The following is a 14,063-nucleotide window of genomic DNA, read 5'->3' as shown; positions in this document are numbered from 1 at the left end:
CTTAATTATTGGATTTCAAACCATTATTTATCTTTCCCCAAAAAAAATAGTACAAACCATTTTCATGGCTTGTACTATAGTGTTAGAAAAATCTATTTTACTGGTACTACTGCGCCTTTCCATTCCTTCAGGATGAAGTCTTGGATTTCTTTAGATTTTAATACTTCTAATAATTTTTTAATTTCTGGCTTATTTTCATCTCCAGCACGTACCGCAATAATATTAACATATGGAGATTCTTTATCTTCTAGCTCAATTGCATCATCAATTGGGTTTAAGCCGTTATCAATTGCATAGTTAGAGTTGATAAGAACAGCATCGCCTTCTTCGTTTTCAAACATTTGAACAAGTAATTCTGGTGCAGTATTTGCATCGAATTTAAAGTCTTTTGGATTATCAACGATATCTTTAATTTCTGCTGCTGTTTTGTCGATACCATCTTTTAATTTAATTAAGCCTTTTGCTTCTAACAATGACAGCATACGGCCATGGTCTGAAACTGAGTTCGATAATAAGATTGTTGCACCTTTAGGAAGGTCTTCAAGAGATTTATATTTTTTAGAGTAAATACCGATTGGCTCGATATGTACGCCGCCAGCATTTACGAAATCATAGCCATTATCTTTAATTTGTTGTTCTAGATAAGGGATATGTTGGAAATAGTTTGCTTCGATTTCACCAGACTCTAAATCTTGGTTAGGTAGTACATAATCTTGGTAAGGTTCGATTTCTAAATCAATACCTTCTTTAGCTAAAATCGGTTTTGCTTGTTCTAAAATAACTGCGTGTGGTGTGTTAGAAGCACCAATTTTTAATGTTACTTTTTCTTCAGTTTTTGCACTGTCGTCTGCTTTATCTCCAGATGTTGAACCTGCTTCGTCTTTGTTACCAGCACCACAAGCTGCTAAAGCTAGTACAAGTACTGATAAAAATAATCCAGCTAATAACTTCTTCATTTGTATACACTCCCTTTATTTGTTCAATCAATATGTTAGCGGTAAAAACCGGGTTAACCTTTTTAACGTTTGTCTGTTTTCGTTGTAATCATATCGCCAATCCATTGAATGATAAATACGACTACTAAGATCAAAATAGTTGCCATTAATGTCACATCTTGGCGATTACGTTGGAAGCCATCTAAAAAGGCTAAGTTTCCTAGGCCGCCAGCACCAATAATTCCAGCCATTGCCGTATACCCAACGAGTGCTACAGCCGTTACGGTAATTCCAGAAATAAGTGCCGGTAATGATTCTGGAATTAGTACTTTCCAAATAATTGTGGACGTTTTAGCCCCCATCGAGCGTGCTGCTTCAATAACGCCTTTATCAATTTCTCGTAATGCAATTAATACCATTCGTGCATAGAATGGTGCAGCACCGATAATAAGTGCTGGTAGAGCTGCATTCGCTCCTCGAATTGTCCCAAGTAAAAACTTCGTAAATGGTATTAGTAAAATAATTAACACGATAAATGGTATCGAACGGAATATATTAACGACCGATCCTGTTAAAAAGTTAACGATTTTATTGGCCCATAATTGGTTTGGACTCGTTAAAAAGAGGATTATGCCAATGGCTAAACCAAGTATAAATGTTACGACTGTTGAAAGAGTGGTCATATAAAGTGTTTCATATGTGGCTGTCCACATTTTTTCCCAGTCGACATTCGGAAAGAGACTAGTTAGCATTTGCAATCACCTCCGTTTGTACTTCAACTGTATTTAAATAATTTAGTGCAGCTGCTACATTTGTATCCGTGCCATCAATTTGCACGATAAGAGTACCGTATGCGCCATTTTTAGTTTGTGAGATATTGCCATGGACAATACTAATCTCCACATCAAACTGTTTTACTAAATGCGATATAACAGGTTGCTCTGTTTTTTCACCAACAAAGACAAGCTTAACAAGGTGTCCCGTTGGATAATTTACTCTAAGCTGTGCAACTGTCTCCTGGGTTTCCTTCGTATCCGTAATTTGAGAAACGAATTTTTTAGTAATCGCCGCTTGTGGTGCTTGGAACACTTGTAATACTTCACCACGCTCCACAATTTCTCCAGCTTCCATTACCGCTACACGATGACAGATTTTGCGGATAACATGCATTTCATGGGTAATTAATACAATCGTTAAACCTAATCGTTCGTTAATGTCGACAAGCAAATCAAGAATTGCATCTGTTGTTTCTGGATCTAGTGCCGATGTAGCTTCATCACATAACAACACTTCAGGATTATTAGCAAGTGCTCGTGCGATACCAACGCGTTGCTTTTGACCGCCTGATAGCTGTGATGGATACGCCTTATCACGTCCTTCTAAACCAACAAGTGCAATCAGTTCTTTCACACGTGCGTGTCGCTCACTCTTAGCTATACCTGCAATTTCAAGTGGAAAAGCGATATTTTCAGCAACAGTTCTTGACCAAAGTAAGTTAAAATGTTGGAAAATCATACTTACTTTTTGTCTAGCATCACGCAACTTTTGGCCCTTAATAGATGAAAATTCTTGATTGTTCACCTTCACCGTACCTGTTGTCGGCTTTTCTAAACCGTTTAATAAACGAATCATCGTACTTTTACCAGCGCCACTATAGCCGATAATGCCAAAAATCTCACCTTTGTTAATCGTAAGATTGACATCTTTAACAGCAGTTAATTCGCCATTTGCGGTTTTGTATTTCTTCGTAATATTTTGAAGCTGTATCATAGCGAATACTCCTTTTCTCATATAGAAAACCCCTTCACTCATAGACAAGTAGAAGGGGTCACGTATTTTATACGCTAAACCGTTCTCTCATCTTTCAAAGAAAAATCTTTGAGTGATTTGGCACCTTTTCACATATGTGATGGTTGCCGGGCTTCATAGGGCACTTCCCTCCGCCGCTCTTTATAAGAGTTCGATATATTTAATAGTTTTTAATATAGTTGTTACTTTACCATGCTAGCAAAGTTCAGTCAATTGGTTTTTTTAACAATTCGTATAAAAACGGTACGGATTGAAATGCATAAACCTTCTCTATAACTTTTCCTCCATCGCTAACGAGTAAACAAGGTACACTTTCAATTTGAAAATCATAAGCTATTTGCTCTAAAAAATTTATATTTGCCTTACCTAATTTCAACTGTGGCAGTAACTGTTCTATGATATCCATCATTTTAAATGCAACTGCACAAGTTCCGCACATCGGTGTATATAAATAAAAGGCAGTTTTTTCACCAGATTTTACAGCCGTTTCCCACTGCTCTTTTGACCATTCTTCCATTTTTCACGCAACCTTACAAAATATATTCATTATGGATGGAAAAATGCGCGCGCAATAAAATCATCGCAAGCACTTTCCTCGGTGTAGTTTCTACTTCTTTATAAGTAGGCATTGTTCGCAAATGCTCCGCCTCAGGATAATGTCTGTCCATTAATGCTCGTAGTTTATCTCCTGATGCATCTGCATCAAAAAATGTATATAGCTCACAGCCCTCATATGGGTCGAGTAATTCTTCTAATTGATGCACACCAATTGTACCATTTGTACAAAGTATTGTAACATCTTCACTCAAAATAGGTTTTATTTGAAGCTTATCCGAACGGCCTTCCACGATTAAACATTTCCCTTCGAACATCACGCCACCCCCATTTAGACAGTTATCTACTACAACAATTCATCGCCATTACCAGATTCCATATGATGCATAGATCTACATGTTAACAATCATTTTCACATGTCGCTTCGCAATTTGGACAACATTTTATGGTGAGTCACTGTACTATCGTTTACTTGCAGAATCAAGCTTTGTACACATCAAATTACCAACTAATACCTCGTGCTATATAATAAAAAACGCCGGTGTGTATGCCGACGTTTTTCTATTATAGGCTTGTTTATTCTGCAATCATTTCTTCGTATTGTTCTGCAGTCATAAGGCTTTCAATCTCTGAAGCATCTGCAGGCTCTACAACGATCATCCATGCTTTTTCATATGGTGATTCGTTTACGAATTCAGGGCTATCTTCTAAATCTGCATTTACTTCAACTACAGTACCTGAAATTGGTGCGTATAATTCAGAAACAGTTTTTACTGATTCTACGCTTCCAAATGGATCATCTGTTTTAATTTCGTCGCCAACTTGTGGAAGCTCAACGAAAACGATATCTCCTAATTCAGATTGTGCGAAATGTGAAATACCGATACGTACTTTACCATCTTCTAATTTTACCCATTCGTGTTCTTCAGAGTAACGTAAGTCTTTAGGTGTGCTCATGCCAAAAACCCCTCCATAAATATGTAATATATTCACTTTCAGTGTGCCATACTTCTTTCATAAAAACAAGGATTAAAGCTGTTATTTCCACGCTTGTTCAAAATCTGATTCCTTAAAACCTAACGTTACTTTTTTTCCATCAGTAACAATTGGTCGCTTAATTAGCATACCGTCAGAAGCAAGTAGTGTGAGCTGTTCATCTTCGGGCATTTCCGCCAGTTTATCCTTCAACCCAAGTTCGCGATATTTCATGCCAGATGTATTGAAAAATTTCTTCAGTGGCTGTCCGCTAGCTTGCCAATAACTCTTTATTTGCTCTTTCGTAGGTGGTTGTTCAACAATGTGTACCTCTTCGTATGAAACGCCATTGTCGTTTAACCACTTCTGTGCTTTTTTACAAGTTGTACATTTAGGGTAATGGATAAATTGAATCATATTTATAGGCTCCTCTACTATCATTTCCTGTAGTATACCATCATAACTAGTATGAGCCAAAACGAAACATTTATTGGCTAGTTACGCAAGATAAATTAGTAATGTCGAATGTGGCTACCGCCATTGATTTTCGCTACGGGCGGAAGGTCTGACCAGCATGGAAATTGTTTTAGTGCCTGCCACTTTAGCATAGATACATCGCATTGTATCGGCTCCTATTTCGTAAAAATCCACTACGCTTTCCGCGGGCACAGTGTAAGCCGCAACCCTCGCTAGCGCGCGGTTTGTTTCGTCTTACATTCTGTGCTGTTCCCGCAGGAGTCTTCGTGGATTTTTACTTAATAAATTATAAAATGCATGGTGAATTGTTTGAGTGCCTGGCACCCTGCATATGACACTTAGCATAGATACATCGCATGCATAGTATCGGCTCCTATTTCGCAAAAAATCCACTAGCTTTCCGCAGGCACAGTGTAAGACGTAACCCTCGCTAGCGCGCGGTTTGTTTCGTCTTACATTCTGTGCTGTTCCCGCAGGAGTCTTCGTGGATTTTTACTTAATAAATTATAAAATGCATGGTGAATTGTTTGAGTGCCTGCCACCCTGCCTATGACACTTAGCTTAGATACATCGCATTGTATCGGCTCCTATTTCGTAAAAAATCCACTACGCTTTCCCTCTGGCACAGTGTAAGAAGTACCCCTCGCTAGCGCGCGGTCTGTTTACAACAATATCTACTAGCAAAATTCAGAATTGTTTGTGTGCCTGGCACCCACATAACAAAAGGCAACAAGAATGATTTTCTCGTTGCCTTTTGTGGACACTCTAATCTTAGCTATCCTATAGCAAGCAGCTAGGTCAAAGTTTATATTATACGATGAATTTTTCTGCTTCTATTAGTTTAACTGAAGCTTCACGCTTTTTAGTAATCAGGTTATAAGGATTGTTACGAGTCAGTTTACGTAATGCAGACAATGTCATACGTGCAGCATCTCCATCTGCTGATGCAAGAATTGTATCCTTTGCCTCTTTCTCGATTTCTGCAAATGCTTCTTGGCAGAAGATTTGTGTGTAAAGTAATTTTTGATGTGATTTTTCTACACCTTCACGCGCAATTGCCTTTTCTGTACGTAAAACCGCAGACTCCATAGCGAATAATTGGTTGGCGATATTGGCAATGTTCACTAATACCTCTTGTTCTTGGTCCAGCTTCGCCCCATAGCGTTGTGCTGCCATACCAGCTGCTAACACAGCAATTTTTTTAGCATTTTTCACAAGGTATTTTTCTTGTGCTAGTGGCTCTGTGCCTACATCTTCAGGCATTAGCATAAGAAGTTCTTGTTGTAAATTTTGTGCGACCTGTAATAATGGCAATTCACCTTTTAACGCTTTTTTCATAAATGTACCTGGTACAATCATGCGGTTAATTTCATTTGTACCTTCGAAAATACGGTTAATTCGAGAATCGCGATAAATTCGCTCCACTTCATATTCTGCCATAAAGCCATAGCCACCATGCAATTGCACCGCTTCATCTGCGATATAATCCAATGTTTCCGAACCAAACACTTTCGCAATCGAACACTCAATTGCATATTCAGCAATTGCATTTGCAATAACTTTCCCTTGCTTTTGTTCTTCAGGGCTTAATTGGCTTAAACGATCTTCAAATAATCCAACCGTACGATAATTTAATGACTCAGACGCATATAATTGAGACGCCATTGTCGATAGTTTTTCTTTCGTTAAGTTGAAATCAGAAAGCTTCGTTTTGAATTGTTGACGTTGGTTTGTATATTGAATGGCTAGCTCTAAAGCACGCTTTGAGCCACCGATTGTTCCTACACCTAATTTATAACGACCAATATTTAAAATGTTAAATGCAATTACGTGTCCACGACCTACTTCACCTAGTAGATTTTCTACAGGTACTTCTGCATCCTCAAGCACTAATGTACGAGTTGAAGAAGATTTGATACCCATTTTCTTTTCTTCTGGGCCTACAGAAACACCATTATAGGCACGTTCCACGATGAATGCTGAGAATTTATCGCCATCGATTTTTGCGTACACAACAAAGACATCAGCAAAACCAGCGTTAGTAATCCATTGTTTTTCACCGTTTAATACATAATGAGTACCTGCAGCATTTAGCTTTGCAGTCGTTTTGGCACCTAAAGCGTCCGAACCTGAACCAGGCTCTGTTAATGCGTAAGCTGCAATTAATTCACCAGAAGCAAGCTTCGGTAAATACTTTTGCTTTTGATCTTCGTTACCGAATAGCACGATAGGTAATGAACCAATCCCTACATGTGCACCATGTGTAATCGAGAAGCCCCCAGCTACTGACATTTTTTCAGCTATTAATGCAGAAGATACTTTATCTAAGCCAAGACCTTCGTATTCTTCTGGTACATCTGCAGCTAATAAACCAAGTTCACCAGCACTTTTCAGTAGACGCACTGAATGCTCGAACTCATGATGCTCTAAGTTTTCAACTACAGGTAATACCTCATTCGCAACATACTCTTCAGTAGTTTTAGCAATCATTTTATGCTCATCTGTAAAATCTTCTGGTGTAAATACGCGGTCCAATGCCACGTCCTCAATGATAAATCCGCCGCCTTTAATGATATCTGTTGTTTTTTCTGTCATGTTAAATTCCTCCTTATTTTTAGGTGCCAGGCACTCATACAATTCGCAATTCTCAAATAATTTCACATAACTTATAAAATCTCAAATACTCCAGCAGCGCCCATACCACCGCCGATACACATTGTAACGACACCATATTTTTTGCCTTGACGTTTCAGCTCGTGAATTAGCTTCAATGTTAAAATTGCACCTGTTGCACCAAGCGGATGTCCTAATGCAATTGCACCGCCATTTATGTTTACTTTCTCTTGGTCAATACCTAAATGACGAACCACTTGTAATGATTGAGATGCAAACGCTTCGTTAATTTCCCACAAATCAATATCTTGAATTGATAAACCTGCAATTTCAAGCGCTTTGGGAACTGCTACGATTGGGCCGATACCCATCACTTCTGGTGGAACTCCGCCAACCGCAAAGCCTAAAAACTTAGCCATCGGTGTCATTCCTTGCTTTTCTGCTTCCTCACGATCCATTACTAGAACTGCAGCTGCACCATCAGAAGTTTGAGAAGCGTTACCTGCTGTAACACTTCCTTTTACATGGAATGCAGGACGGAGTTTAGCTAAGCCTTCAACTGATGTGCCCGGACGAACGCCCTCATCGACACTGAAGGTAAATTTTTTCACCTGTAGTTTATTATTGTTATCCACATAATGTTGTTCCACTTCAATCGGAACAATCTCATCCTTAAATTTACCTTCTTTAATTGCTTTTTCTGCAAGCATATGTGATCGTACAGCAAATGCATCTTGATCTTCACGACTCACATTGTACTGACGTGCTACTTCCTCTGCTGTATGCCCCATCCCCATATAGTATTGTGGTGCAGTTTCAGCTAATGTTGGATTTAAGCGTGGTGTATTTCCTACCATTGGCACCATACTCATCGATTCAACACCGCCAGCAAGAATGGCCTTTGAATGACCAAGCATAATACGTTCAGCTGCATATGCTATTGCCTGTAAACCTGATGAACAAAATCGATTAATTGTCAGTGCAGGTGTAGTATCTGGTAGTCCTGCAAGCGCTCCGATACTACGAGCTACATTCATCCCTTGCTCTGCTTCTGGCATTGCGCAGCCTAAAATTAAGTCATCGACAGGACCTTCATAGCCCGCTCTTTTTAATGTTTCTTTGACAACTGCTGCCCCAAAATCATCCGGTCTTACTGTTGCTAATGAACCTTTTTTCGCTTTTCCAATAGGAGTTCGTGCTCCTGCTACAATTACGGCTTCACGCATCGTCTAAATCCCCCTTTGTTTCATGTGCAAACATTTTAGTCTAGTTAGTTACGAAGTGGTTTTCCTTTTAATAACATGTGTTGCATTCTTTGTTGAGATAGCGGATCTGCAACTAAGCTTAGGAATGCTTCACGCTCTAAGTTTAATAGGTATTGCTCATCTACTAATGTGCCATATGGAACTTTTCCACCTGCAATTACGTACGCTAACTTCTTAGCAATTTTTAAATCATGTTCACTAATGAAACCTGATTCAAACATTCCTTGAGCACCAATTAGTAACGTACCGTAGCCAGATGCACCGACAACAGGAACTTTTGTTGGCACTGGTGGTTGGTAGCCTGCATCATAAAGTGCCAAAGCAGCTTGCTTTGCATCATAAATTTGGTGATCTGCATTGACTGAAATACCATCTGCAAAATCTAGGAAGTTATTATCGCGTGCTTCCTCACCTGACGTTGAAACTTTCGCCATCGCAATTGTTTCGAATACTTTATTAGCAATATTTTGATAGTCTACCTCAACGCCATTTGGTAAACCTTTCAAAAACTTTTGGTAAAGCGCTTTATTACCGCCTCCACCTGGAATTAAACCAACACCTACTTCTACTAAGCCCATATAAGTTTCCATCGTCGCTTGGATATGTGCAGCAGGTAAACATACTTCTGCGCCTCCACCTAATGTCATCGCGAACGGTGCTGCCACAACAGGTTTGTTAGAATATTTTATTTTTTGCATCGCATCTTGGAATGCTTTAATGACAAAGTCTAGTTCGAAAATGTTATCATCCTGTGCTTCTACTAAAATCATTCCTAAGTTAGCACCGACACAGAAGTTTTTACCTTGGTTTCCAATTACCAAGCCTTTATAATTTGCTTCCACTTCATCTACTGCGTAGTTAATCATTTGAATAATATCTAAACCGATGGCATTTGATTGGGAATGGAACTCAAGTAGTGCAATTCCGTCACCTAAATCTATTAAGCTAGCACCTGTATTAGACTTAATAACGCCATGTTTCTTTTTATAGCGCTTTAAGTTAATTTCTTTTTCATTAACAGGAACTTTTACGTATTGTGACCCGTTATAATACGCTACGTCACCTTCAAGTTCTGAATAGAATGAAGTAAAGCCCTTCTCTAACATGTCTTTTACAAATACAGGAACCTCGCGACCTTCCGCTTCCATTTTGGCAACGGATTCTGCAACACCGATGGCATCCCATATTTCAAATGGACCTTGTTGCCAGCCGAAGCCCCATTTCATTGCATTATCTATTGCCACAATATCATCGGCAATTTCACCGTGTAGATGTGCAGAGTAAATTAATGTCGGTGCAAAAATCCCCCATAACAGCTCACCTGTACGATCTTTAGCATACGTTAATGCCTTAACTTTATTAGCTAATCCTCGCGTTTGTTTCGCCATTTCAATTGAAGGTGTTTGTAATTTTTTCACAGGGCTATAAGCTAATGTGTTTGGATCAATTTCTAAAATTTCCTTCCCTTGCTTCTGGAAGAAACCTTGCCCAGACTTAGCACCTAGCCAGCCGTTTGTAACCATTTTTTGCAAAAATTCAGGTACTGCAAATACTTGCTGTTCATCTCCTGACGTTTGGTCATATACGTTTTTTGCCACATGGATAAAAGTATCTAAGCCAACGACATCTAACGTACGGAAAGTAGCAGATTTTGGACGACCGATAAGTGGCCCTGTCACTGAATCTACTTCGCCAACTGAATAGCCGCCTTTCATCATTTCCTGTAAAGTAACGAGCAGACCATATGTGCCTATGCGATTGGCAATGAAGTTCGGAGTATCTTTTGCTAGTACGACCCCTTTGCCAAGAATGTCCTCACCAAATTTTTTCATAAAGTCTACAACTTCCGGTGCAGTTGTTGTTGCAGGGATTACTTCAAGTAATTTTAAATAGCGTGGCGGATTGAAGAAATGCGTCCCTAAAAAATGTTTTTGGAAATCTTCTGAACGCCCTTCCGCCATTGCATTAATACTAATGCCTGATGTATTAGAACTAATAATTGTACCTGCTGTACGTACAGCATCAATTTTTTCATATAAGCTTTGTTTAATTGCTAGATTTTCAACAACAACTTCAATTACCCAATCTACATCTTTTAGTTTGTCTAAATCGTCTTCAAAGTTCCCCACCGTTAGTAGCGATAAATTTTTCTTAGAAGTAAGTGGTGCTGGCTTTTGCTTCACTAACTTTTGAAGAGCACTATTCACAAAGCGATTTCTTACAGCTGGATGCGCTAAAGTTAAACCCTTTGCTTCTTCCTCTTTCGTTAGTTCTTTCGGTGCAATGTCTAATAATAATGTTGGAATACCGATGTTTGCTAAATGTGCTGCAATTCCAGAACCCATTACTCCAGAACCTAGAACAGCCGCTTTTTTAATGTTATAAGTCACAAGCAATTCCCCCTTATTCTCCCATTGAATGAATAGCCATTCATTTTTTGGCCAAAAAAAATCAAAATTTCGCTTTGGCGTTTTTTGCTTCGATTTTGACATTCACGTTGATCTTTTACAATGTATGCTTGCTAGTCGCAAAGTCTTACATTGTCGTAGATTTTTAGCGAAAAGATTTTAACTAATGTCATTTTATAATCTGTGGCAAGCGCCAGAGACTTATCTTCAGTCAGTTGATATGCAACTCAAATCAGCGTGTGAAAAGTCTTCCACTGAATGAAAATAAAACTACTTTTTCTGTTTTTAGTGTAGATTATTTTGTCTAAATTAGCAATCTTTTTTCTTCATTTATTTTTGCAATATACAACTTTTTTTGTTTTTTACGAGCGAAAATAGGACAATAAGTAGAGTCCACATATCCCAAACAGATAACTTTCAGGATGAAGAGAAAATGTGTAAAATGGTTAGCAAGGAGAGTGAATTACTAATGAAAACAATAACTACTGCAGAACAATTTAATGAGCTTATCTCTGGTGAGCAAAAAGTGCTTGTGAAATTTTATGCTGGATGGTGCCCTGATTGCACACGCATGAATATGTTTATCGATCCAATTATTGAAGAGTACAACCAATTTGATTGGTACGAGCTTAACCGCGACGAACTTCCTGAAATCGCAGATAAATACGATGTAATGGGTATTCCAAGCTTATTAATTTTCCAAAACGGTGAAAAATTAGCACACTTACATAGTGCTAACGCTAAAACACCACAGCAAGTTACTGAATTTTTAGCTGCTCAACAATAAATAGATAGTATTAGTTGATTGTAGCAAAGGCGGTGACTCAAGCGGGAACACCACAAAACGTATGACGCAGCAAACTACGCGATCGCGAGGTTTGCTGCCATCGGTGTGTCCATAAAAAGCGTCTGCCGTAGTGAACATCAACTGTCGCAGCAAAAAAGTGTTAGATTGTTTGCAAACAATCTAACACTTTTTCTCTTTTGTCCCAGCTTGATTCATTATTTAAAGAAGGACTCCACGTAATTATGTGTGAAAGCGCCTAAGAATTACATTTAAACCGTTCTTTTTCGAAGGGAGATTTTTATGAAACAGTATTTGCCGATACACGGAATATCACAATACGAAACATCCATTACACCTAAATATCGTAATTCTGCCTGTGGACCAACAACAATCCATGTCATTCTGCACTACTATAATCCGACTGCTCCATCGGTTAACGAACTTTATGAACTACTCGGTGGCACAAAAATAGGCTTGTTTAAATGGCGTTTAATTTATAACCTTCGGAAACTGTTACCGACCTGGGATATACGCAACTGTACGTTAAAAGAGGCGCTGCAGGAAATAGATGCAGGACGCCCCGTTGCGATGCGCTTTGACCGTTATTTTAGCCTGCAATGGTTTGATAAAAAATCTACCTTTGTCTATCATTGGGTACCACTCATTGGCTATGACGTGCAAGACGGTGAGCTATTGTTAATTTTCCATGATAATGGTGGCAAAAATCGCCCCAGCCAAATTCGTACTGCTCTATTTCAAAATAATGAAAAAGTGTTAAGCTTCGTTAAAGTAGCACCTAAATAAGGGAATACAATGAACGTGCCTGCTTTGCAATAAGCGTAAAGCCACGTTCTTCTATCGCTTTAAATGTTTGTTGCTCATAGTTTGGCACTACTAATTGAGCAATCTCTGCTTCTATCGGTACATTCGTTTGAATTGTTGCTAGTTCGTGTGATAACTTCAGCATGTCAAGATTGTCTTTGATTTTCGTACGTTGACCAGGCTTTAATTCCTCCAAGGAAGAAATAACATTGTCAATAGAGCCGTACATTTGAATAAGTGTCAGCGCCTGTTTTGGACCAATCCCTTTAACTCCTGGATAGCCATCACTTGTATCACCCATAAAAGCCTTTACTTGTGCAAATTGAATCGGTTCTATACCATATTCTTCTTTAAAACGAGAATGTGTATAAAGATCATACTCTGTATAACCTTTTTTCGTAAACGCTATTTGCGTTGTAGGCGTCAACAATTGCAATAAATCTTTATCCCCACTAATAACCGTAATATCGGCTTCGTCTTGCCATTTGGTAATCATTGAGCCGATCAAATCATCAGCCTCCATACCAACAACGCCGAAATTTTGCCACCCAATATGTTGAGATAAGTTTTTAGCCATATCAAATTGAGGTAGCATTTCCTCTGGCGGTGCTGGGCGATTAGCCTTATAGCCATCATATAATTCATTTCGGAATGTTTGTGAACCCATATCCCAACAAATAGCTAAATGTGTTGGTTGCATAATAGATTGTGCCGTCAAAACATGGCGGACAAACCCTTGCGCACCATTAGATGGTGTGCCGTCCTCTAAGCGTATAAAATGCCCCATTGCAGCTGAAGCAAAAAAAGAACGAAATAACAATGCCATGCCATCAACAATGAGCAATTTTGGTTTTGTAGTCATGATGAAAAATCCTCTCTAATCCATTATTCTAGCGTTTAGACATTATCTAAAGAATAATAAGCATTTTTCTATTATAGCAAACTATCGACTTAATATAAGTGCCAGGCACTCAAACAATTTACATACCGGTCATGCTTTTTTTCTCTTTACTCACAGAAAAACCCTGGACGTTCTGAGGGAACTGCATAAGTTGAAAAGTGCCAGGCACTCAAACAATTAAGCGGAAAGCGCCTGTCCGTAGCGGAAATCAACATCACTTTTTTTCCTTATTTACAAAATAAAAAAGTGAGATCTTTCTTCCATTGTCCAGTTGATTGGAGCGGAGGGCGGGCGACTCCTGCGGGAACGCACAAAACGTAAGACGCAACAAACCGCGCGTAGCGAGGGTTGCGGCTTACGGTGTACCCGCGGAAAGCGCCTGTCCGTAGCGGAAATCAACGTCATTTTTTCCTTATTTAAAAAATAAAAAAGTGAGATCTTTCTTCCATTGTCCAGTTGATTGGAGCGGAGGGCGGGCGACTCCTGCGGGAACGCACAAAACGTAAGACGCAACAA

Annotated in this window: 13 protein-coding genes and 1 riboswitch; of the genes, 2 read left to right on the top strand and 11 right to left on the bottom strand. The window is 39.0% G+C overall.

The genetic code is table 11. The features are described from left to right. Nucleotides 1–92 precede the first annotated feature (92 nt). From ACIQXW_RS17935 to ACIQXW_RS17890, 10 genes are all read right to left on the bottom strand, one after another. Nucleotides 93–956 carry a MetQ/NlpA family ABC transporter substrate-binding protein gene (locus ACIQXW_RS17935; protein WP_401019759.1) on the bottom strand — a complete coding sequence of 288 codons (864 nt, stop codon included), beginning with the start codon at nt 954–956 and terminating at the stop codon, nt 93–95. 62 nt (nt 957–1,018) lie between these two features. Continuing rightward, nucleotides 1,019–1,687 carry a methionine ABC transporter permease gene (locus tag ACIQXW_RS17930; RefSeq protein ID WP_340822684.1) on the bottom strand — a complete coding sequence of 223 codons (669 nt, stop codon included), beginning with the start codon at nt 1,685–1,687 and terminating at the stop codon, nt 1,019–1,021. Then, nucleotides 1,677–2,705, bottom strand: a complete 1,029-nt coding sequence (locus ACIQXW_RS17925) for a methionine ABC transporter ATP-binding protein (protein ID WP_402764499.1) — start codon at nt 2,703–2,705, stop codon at nt 1,677–1,679. Before ACIQXW_RS17925 ends, ACIQXW_RS17930 begins: the two co-directional genes overlap by 11 nt. An 84-nt stretch (nt 2,706–2,789) precedes the next feature. After that, a riboswitch (SAM riboswitch) is annotated at nt 2,790–2,894 on the bottom strand. Nucleotides 2,895–2,949: 55 nt separating this feature from the next. Continuing rightward, on the bottom strand, nt 2,950–3,261 hold the full coding sequence (locus ACIQXW_RS17920; RefSeq protein ID WP_402764382.1) for a thioredoxin family protein: 312 nt from the start codon (nt 3,259–3,261) through the stop codon (nt 2,950–2,952). Between the two features lie 13 nt (nt 3,262–3,274). Beyond that, entirely contained in the window at nt 3,275–3,616 is a 342-nt protein-coding gene (locus ACIQXW_RS17915; protein WP_402764379.1) for a toprim domain-containing protein, read from the bottom strand. A gap of 259 nt (nt 3,617–3,875) precedes the next feature. Further along, complete coding sequence (gene gcvH, locus ACIQXW_RS17910) at nt 3,876–4,256, bottom strand: glycine cleavage system protein GcvH (RefSeq protein ID WP_340822679.1); 381 nt, start codon at nt 4,254–4,256, stop codon at nt 3,876–3,878. Nucleotides 4,257–4,337: 81 nt separating this feature from the next. Continuing rightward, complete coding sequence (locus ACIQXW_RS17905; RefSeq protein ID WP_340822678.1) at nt 4,338–4,691, bottom strand: arsenate reductase family protein; 354 nt, start codon at nt 4,689–4,691, stop codon at nt 4,338–4,340. A gap of 870 nt (nt 4,692–5,561) precedes the next feature. After that, on the bottom strand, nt 5,562–7,346 hold the full coding sequence (locus ACIQXW_RS17900; protein ID WP_340822677.1) for an acyl-CoA dehydrogenase family protein: 1,785 nt from the start codon (nt 7,344–7,346) through the stop codon (nt 5,562–5,564). 71 nt (nt 7,347–7,417) lie between these two features. Further along, nucleotides 7,418–8,590 (bottom strand): acetyl-CoA C-acetyltransferase, encoded by a 1,173-nt coding sequence (locus tag ACIQXW_RS17895; protein ID WP_402764374.1) that lies wholly within the window; start codon nt 8,588–8,590, stop codon nt 7,418–7,420. A gap of 44 nt (nt 8,591–8,634) precedes the next feature. Continuing rightward, nucleotides 8,635–11,019: a 3-hydroxyacyl-CoA dehydrogenase/enoyl-CoA hydratase family protein gene (locus ACIQXW_RS17890; protein WP_402764371.1), complete on the bottom strand. Its 2,385-nt coding sequence runs from the start codon at nt 11,017–11,019 to the stop codon at nt 8,635–8,637. A gap of 460 nt (nt 11,020–11,479) precedes the next feature. Here ACIQXW_RS17890 and ACIQXW_RS17885 point away from each other — a divergent pair, with 460 nt between their 5' ends. Continuing rightward, nucleotides 11,480–11,824 (top strand): thioredoxin family protein, encoded by a 345-nt coding sequence (locus ACIQXW_RS17885; protein WP_340826431.1) that lies wholly within the window; start codon nt 11,480–11,482, stop codon nt 11,822–11,824. A gap of 300 nt (nt 11,825–12,124) precedes the next feature. Beyond that, a complete protein-coding gene (locus ACIQXW_RS17880; protein ID WP_340822674.1) occupies nt 12,125–12,628 on the top strand; it encodes a C39 family peptidase in 504 nt (167 codons plus the stop codon). On the opposite strand, the gene ACIQXW_RS17875 is transcribed toward ACIQXW_RS17880, so the two are convergent. After that, the gene (locus ACIQXW_RS17875) at nt 12,621–13,508 is read right to left on the bottom strand and encodes a 5'-3' exonuclease (RefSeq protein WP_340822672.1); all 888 of its coding nucleotides are present in this window, start codon (nt 13,506–13,508) and stop codon (nt 12,621–12,623) included. The two genes, ACIQXW_RS17880 and ACIQXW_RS17875, sit on opposite strands and share 8 nt — an antisense overlap. Between the last annotated feature and the right edge of the window lie 555 nt (nt 13,509–14,063).

It is taken from the genome of Lysinibacillus sp. NPDC097162 (genome assembly GCF_044762185.1).
In the GTDB taxonomy this organism is placed as follows: Bacteria; Bacillota; Bacilli; order Bacillales_A; family Planococcaceae; genus Lysinibacillus.
Note: the sequence above shows the minus strand (reverse complement) of the source record. Positions and strands in the feature narration are given on the sequence as shown.

Excerpts from the sequence above, each read along its gene's own strand:
- ACIQXW_RS17880 (WP_340822674.1), top strand. The coding sequence starts at position 12,125 with ATGAAACAGTATTTGCCGATACACGGAATATCACAATACGAAACATCC.
- ACIQXW_RS17905 (WP_340822678.1), bottom strand. The coding sequence starts at position 4,691 with ATGATTCAATTTATCCATTACCCTAAATGTACAACTTGTAAAAAAGCA.
- ACIQXW_RS17915 (WP_402764379.1), bottom strand. The coding sequence starts at position 3,616 with ATGTTCGAAGGGAAATGTTTAATCGTGGAAGGCCGTTCGGATAAGCTT.
- ACIQXW_RS17900 (WP_340822677.1), bottom strand. The coding sequence starts at position 7,346 with ATGACAGAAAAAACAACAGATATCATTAAAGGCGGCGGATTTATCATT.
- ACIQXW_RS17875 (WP_340822672.1), bottom strand. The coding sequence starts at position 13,508 with ATGACTACAAAACCAAAATTGCTCATTGTTGATGGCATGGCATTGTTA.
- ACIQXW_RS17895 (WP_402764374.1), bottom strand. The coding sequence starts at position 8,590 with ATGCGTGAAGCCGTAATTGTAGCAGGAGCACGAACTCCTATTGGAAAA.
- ACIQXW_RS17920 (WP_402764382.1), bottom strand. The coding sequence starts at position 3,261 with ATGGAAGAATGGTCAAAAGAGCAGTGGGAAACGGCTGTAAAATCTGGT.
- ACIQXW_RS17935 (WP_401019759.1), bottom strand. The coding sequence starts at position 956 with ATGAAGAAGTTATTAGCTGGATTATTTTTATCAGTACTTGTACTAGCT.
- ACIQXW_RS17925 (WP_402764499.1), bottom strand. The coding sequence starts at position 2,705 with ATGATACAGCTTCAAAATATTACGAAGAAATACAAAACCGCAAATGGC.
- gcvH (WP_340822679.1), bottom strand. The coding sequence starts at position 4,256 with ATGAGCACACCTAAAGACTTACGTTACTCTGAAGAACACGAATGGGTA.
- ACIQXW_RS17930 (WP_340822684.1), bottom strand. The coding sequence starts at position 1,687 with ATGCTAACTAGTCTCTTTCCGAATGTCGACTGGGAAAAAATGTGGACA.
- ACIQXW_RS17885 (WP_340826431.1), top strand. The coding sequence starts at position 11,480 with ATGGTTAGCAAGGAGAGTGAATTACTAATGAAAACAATAACTACTGCA.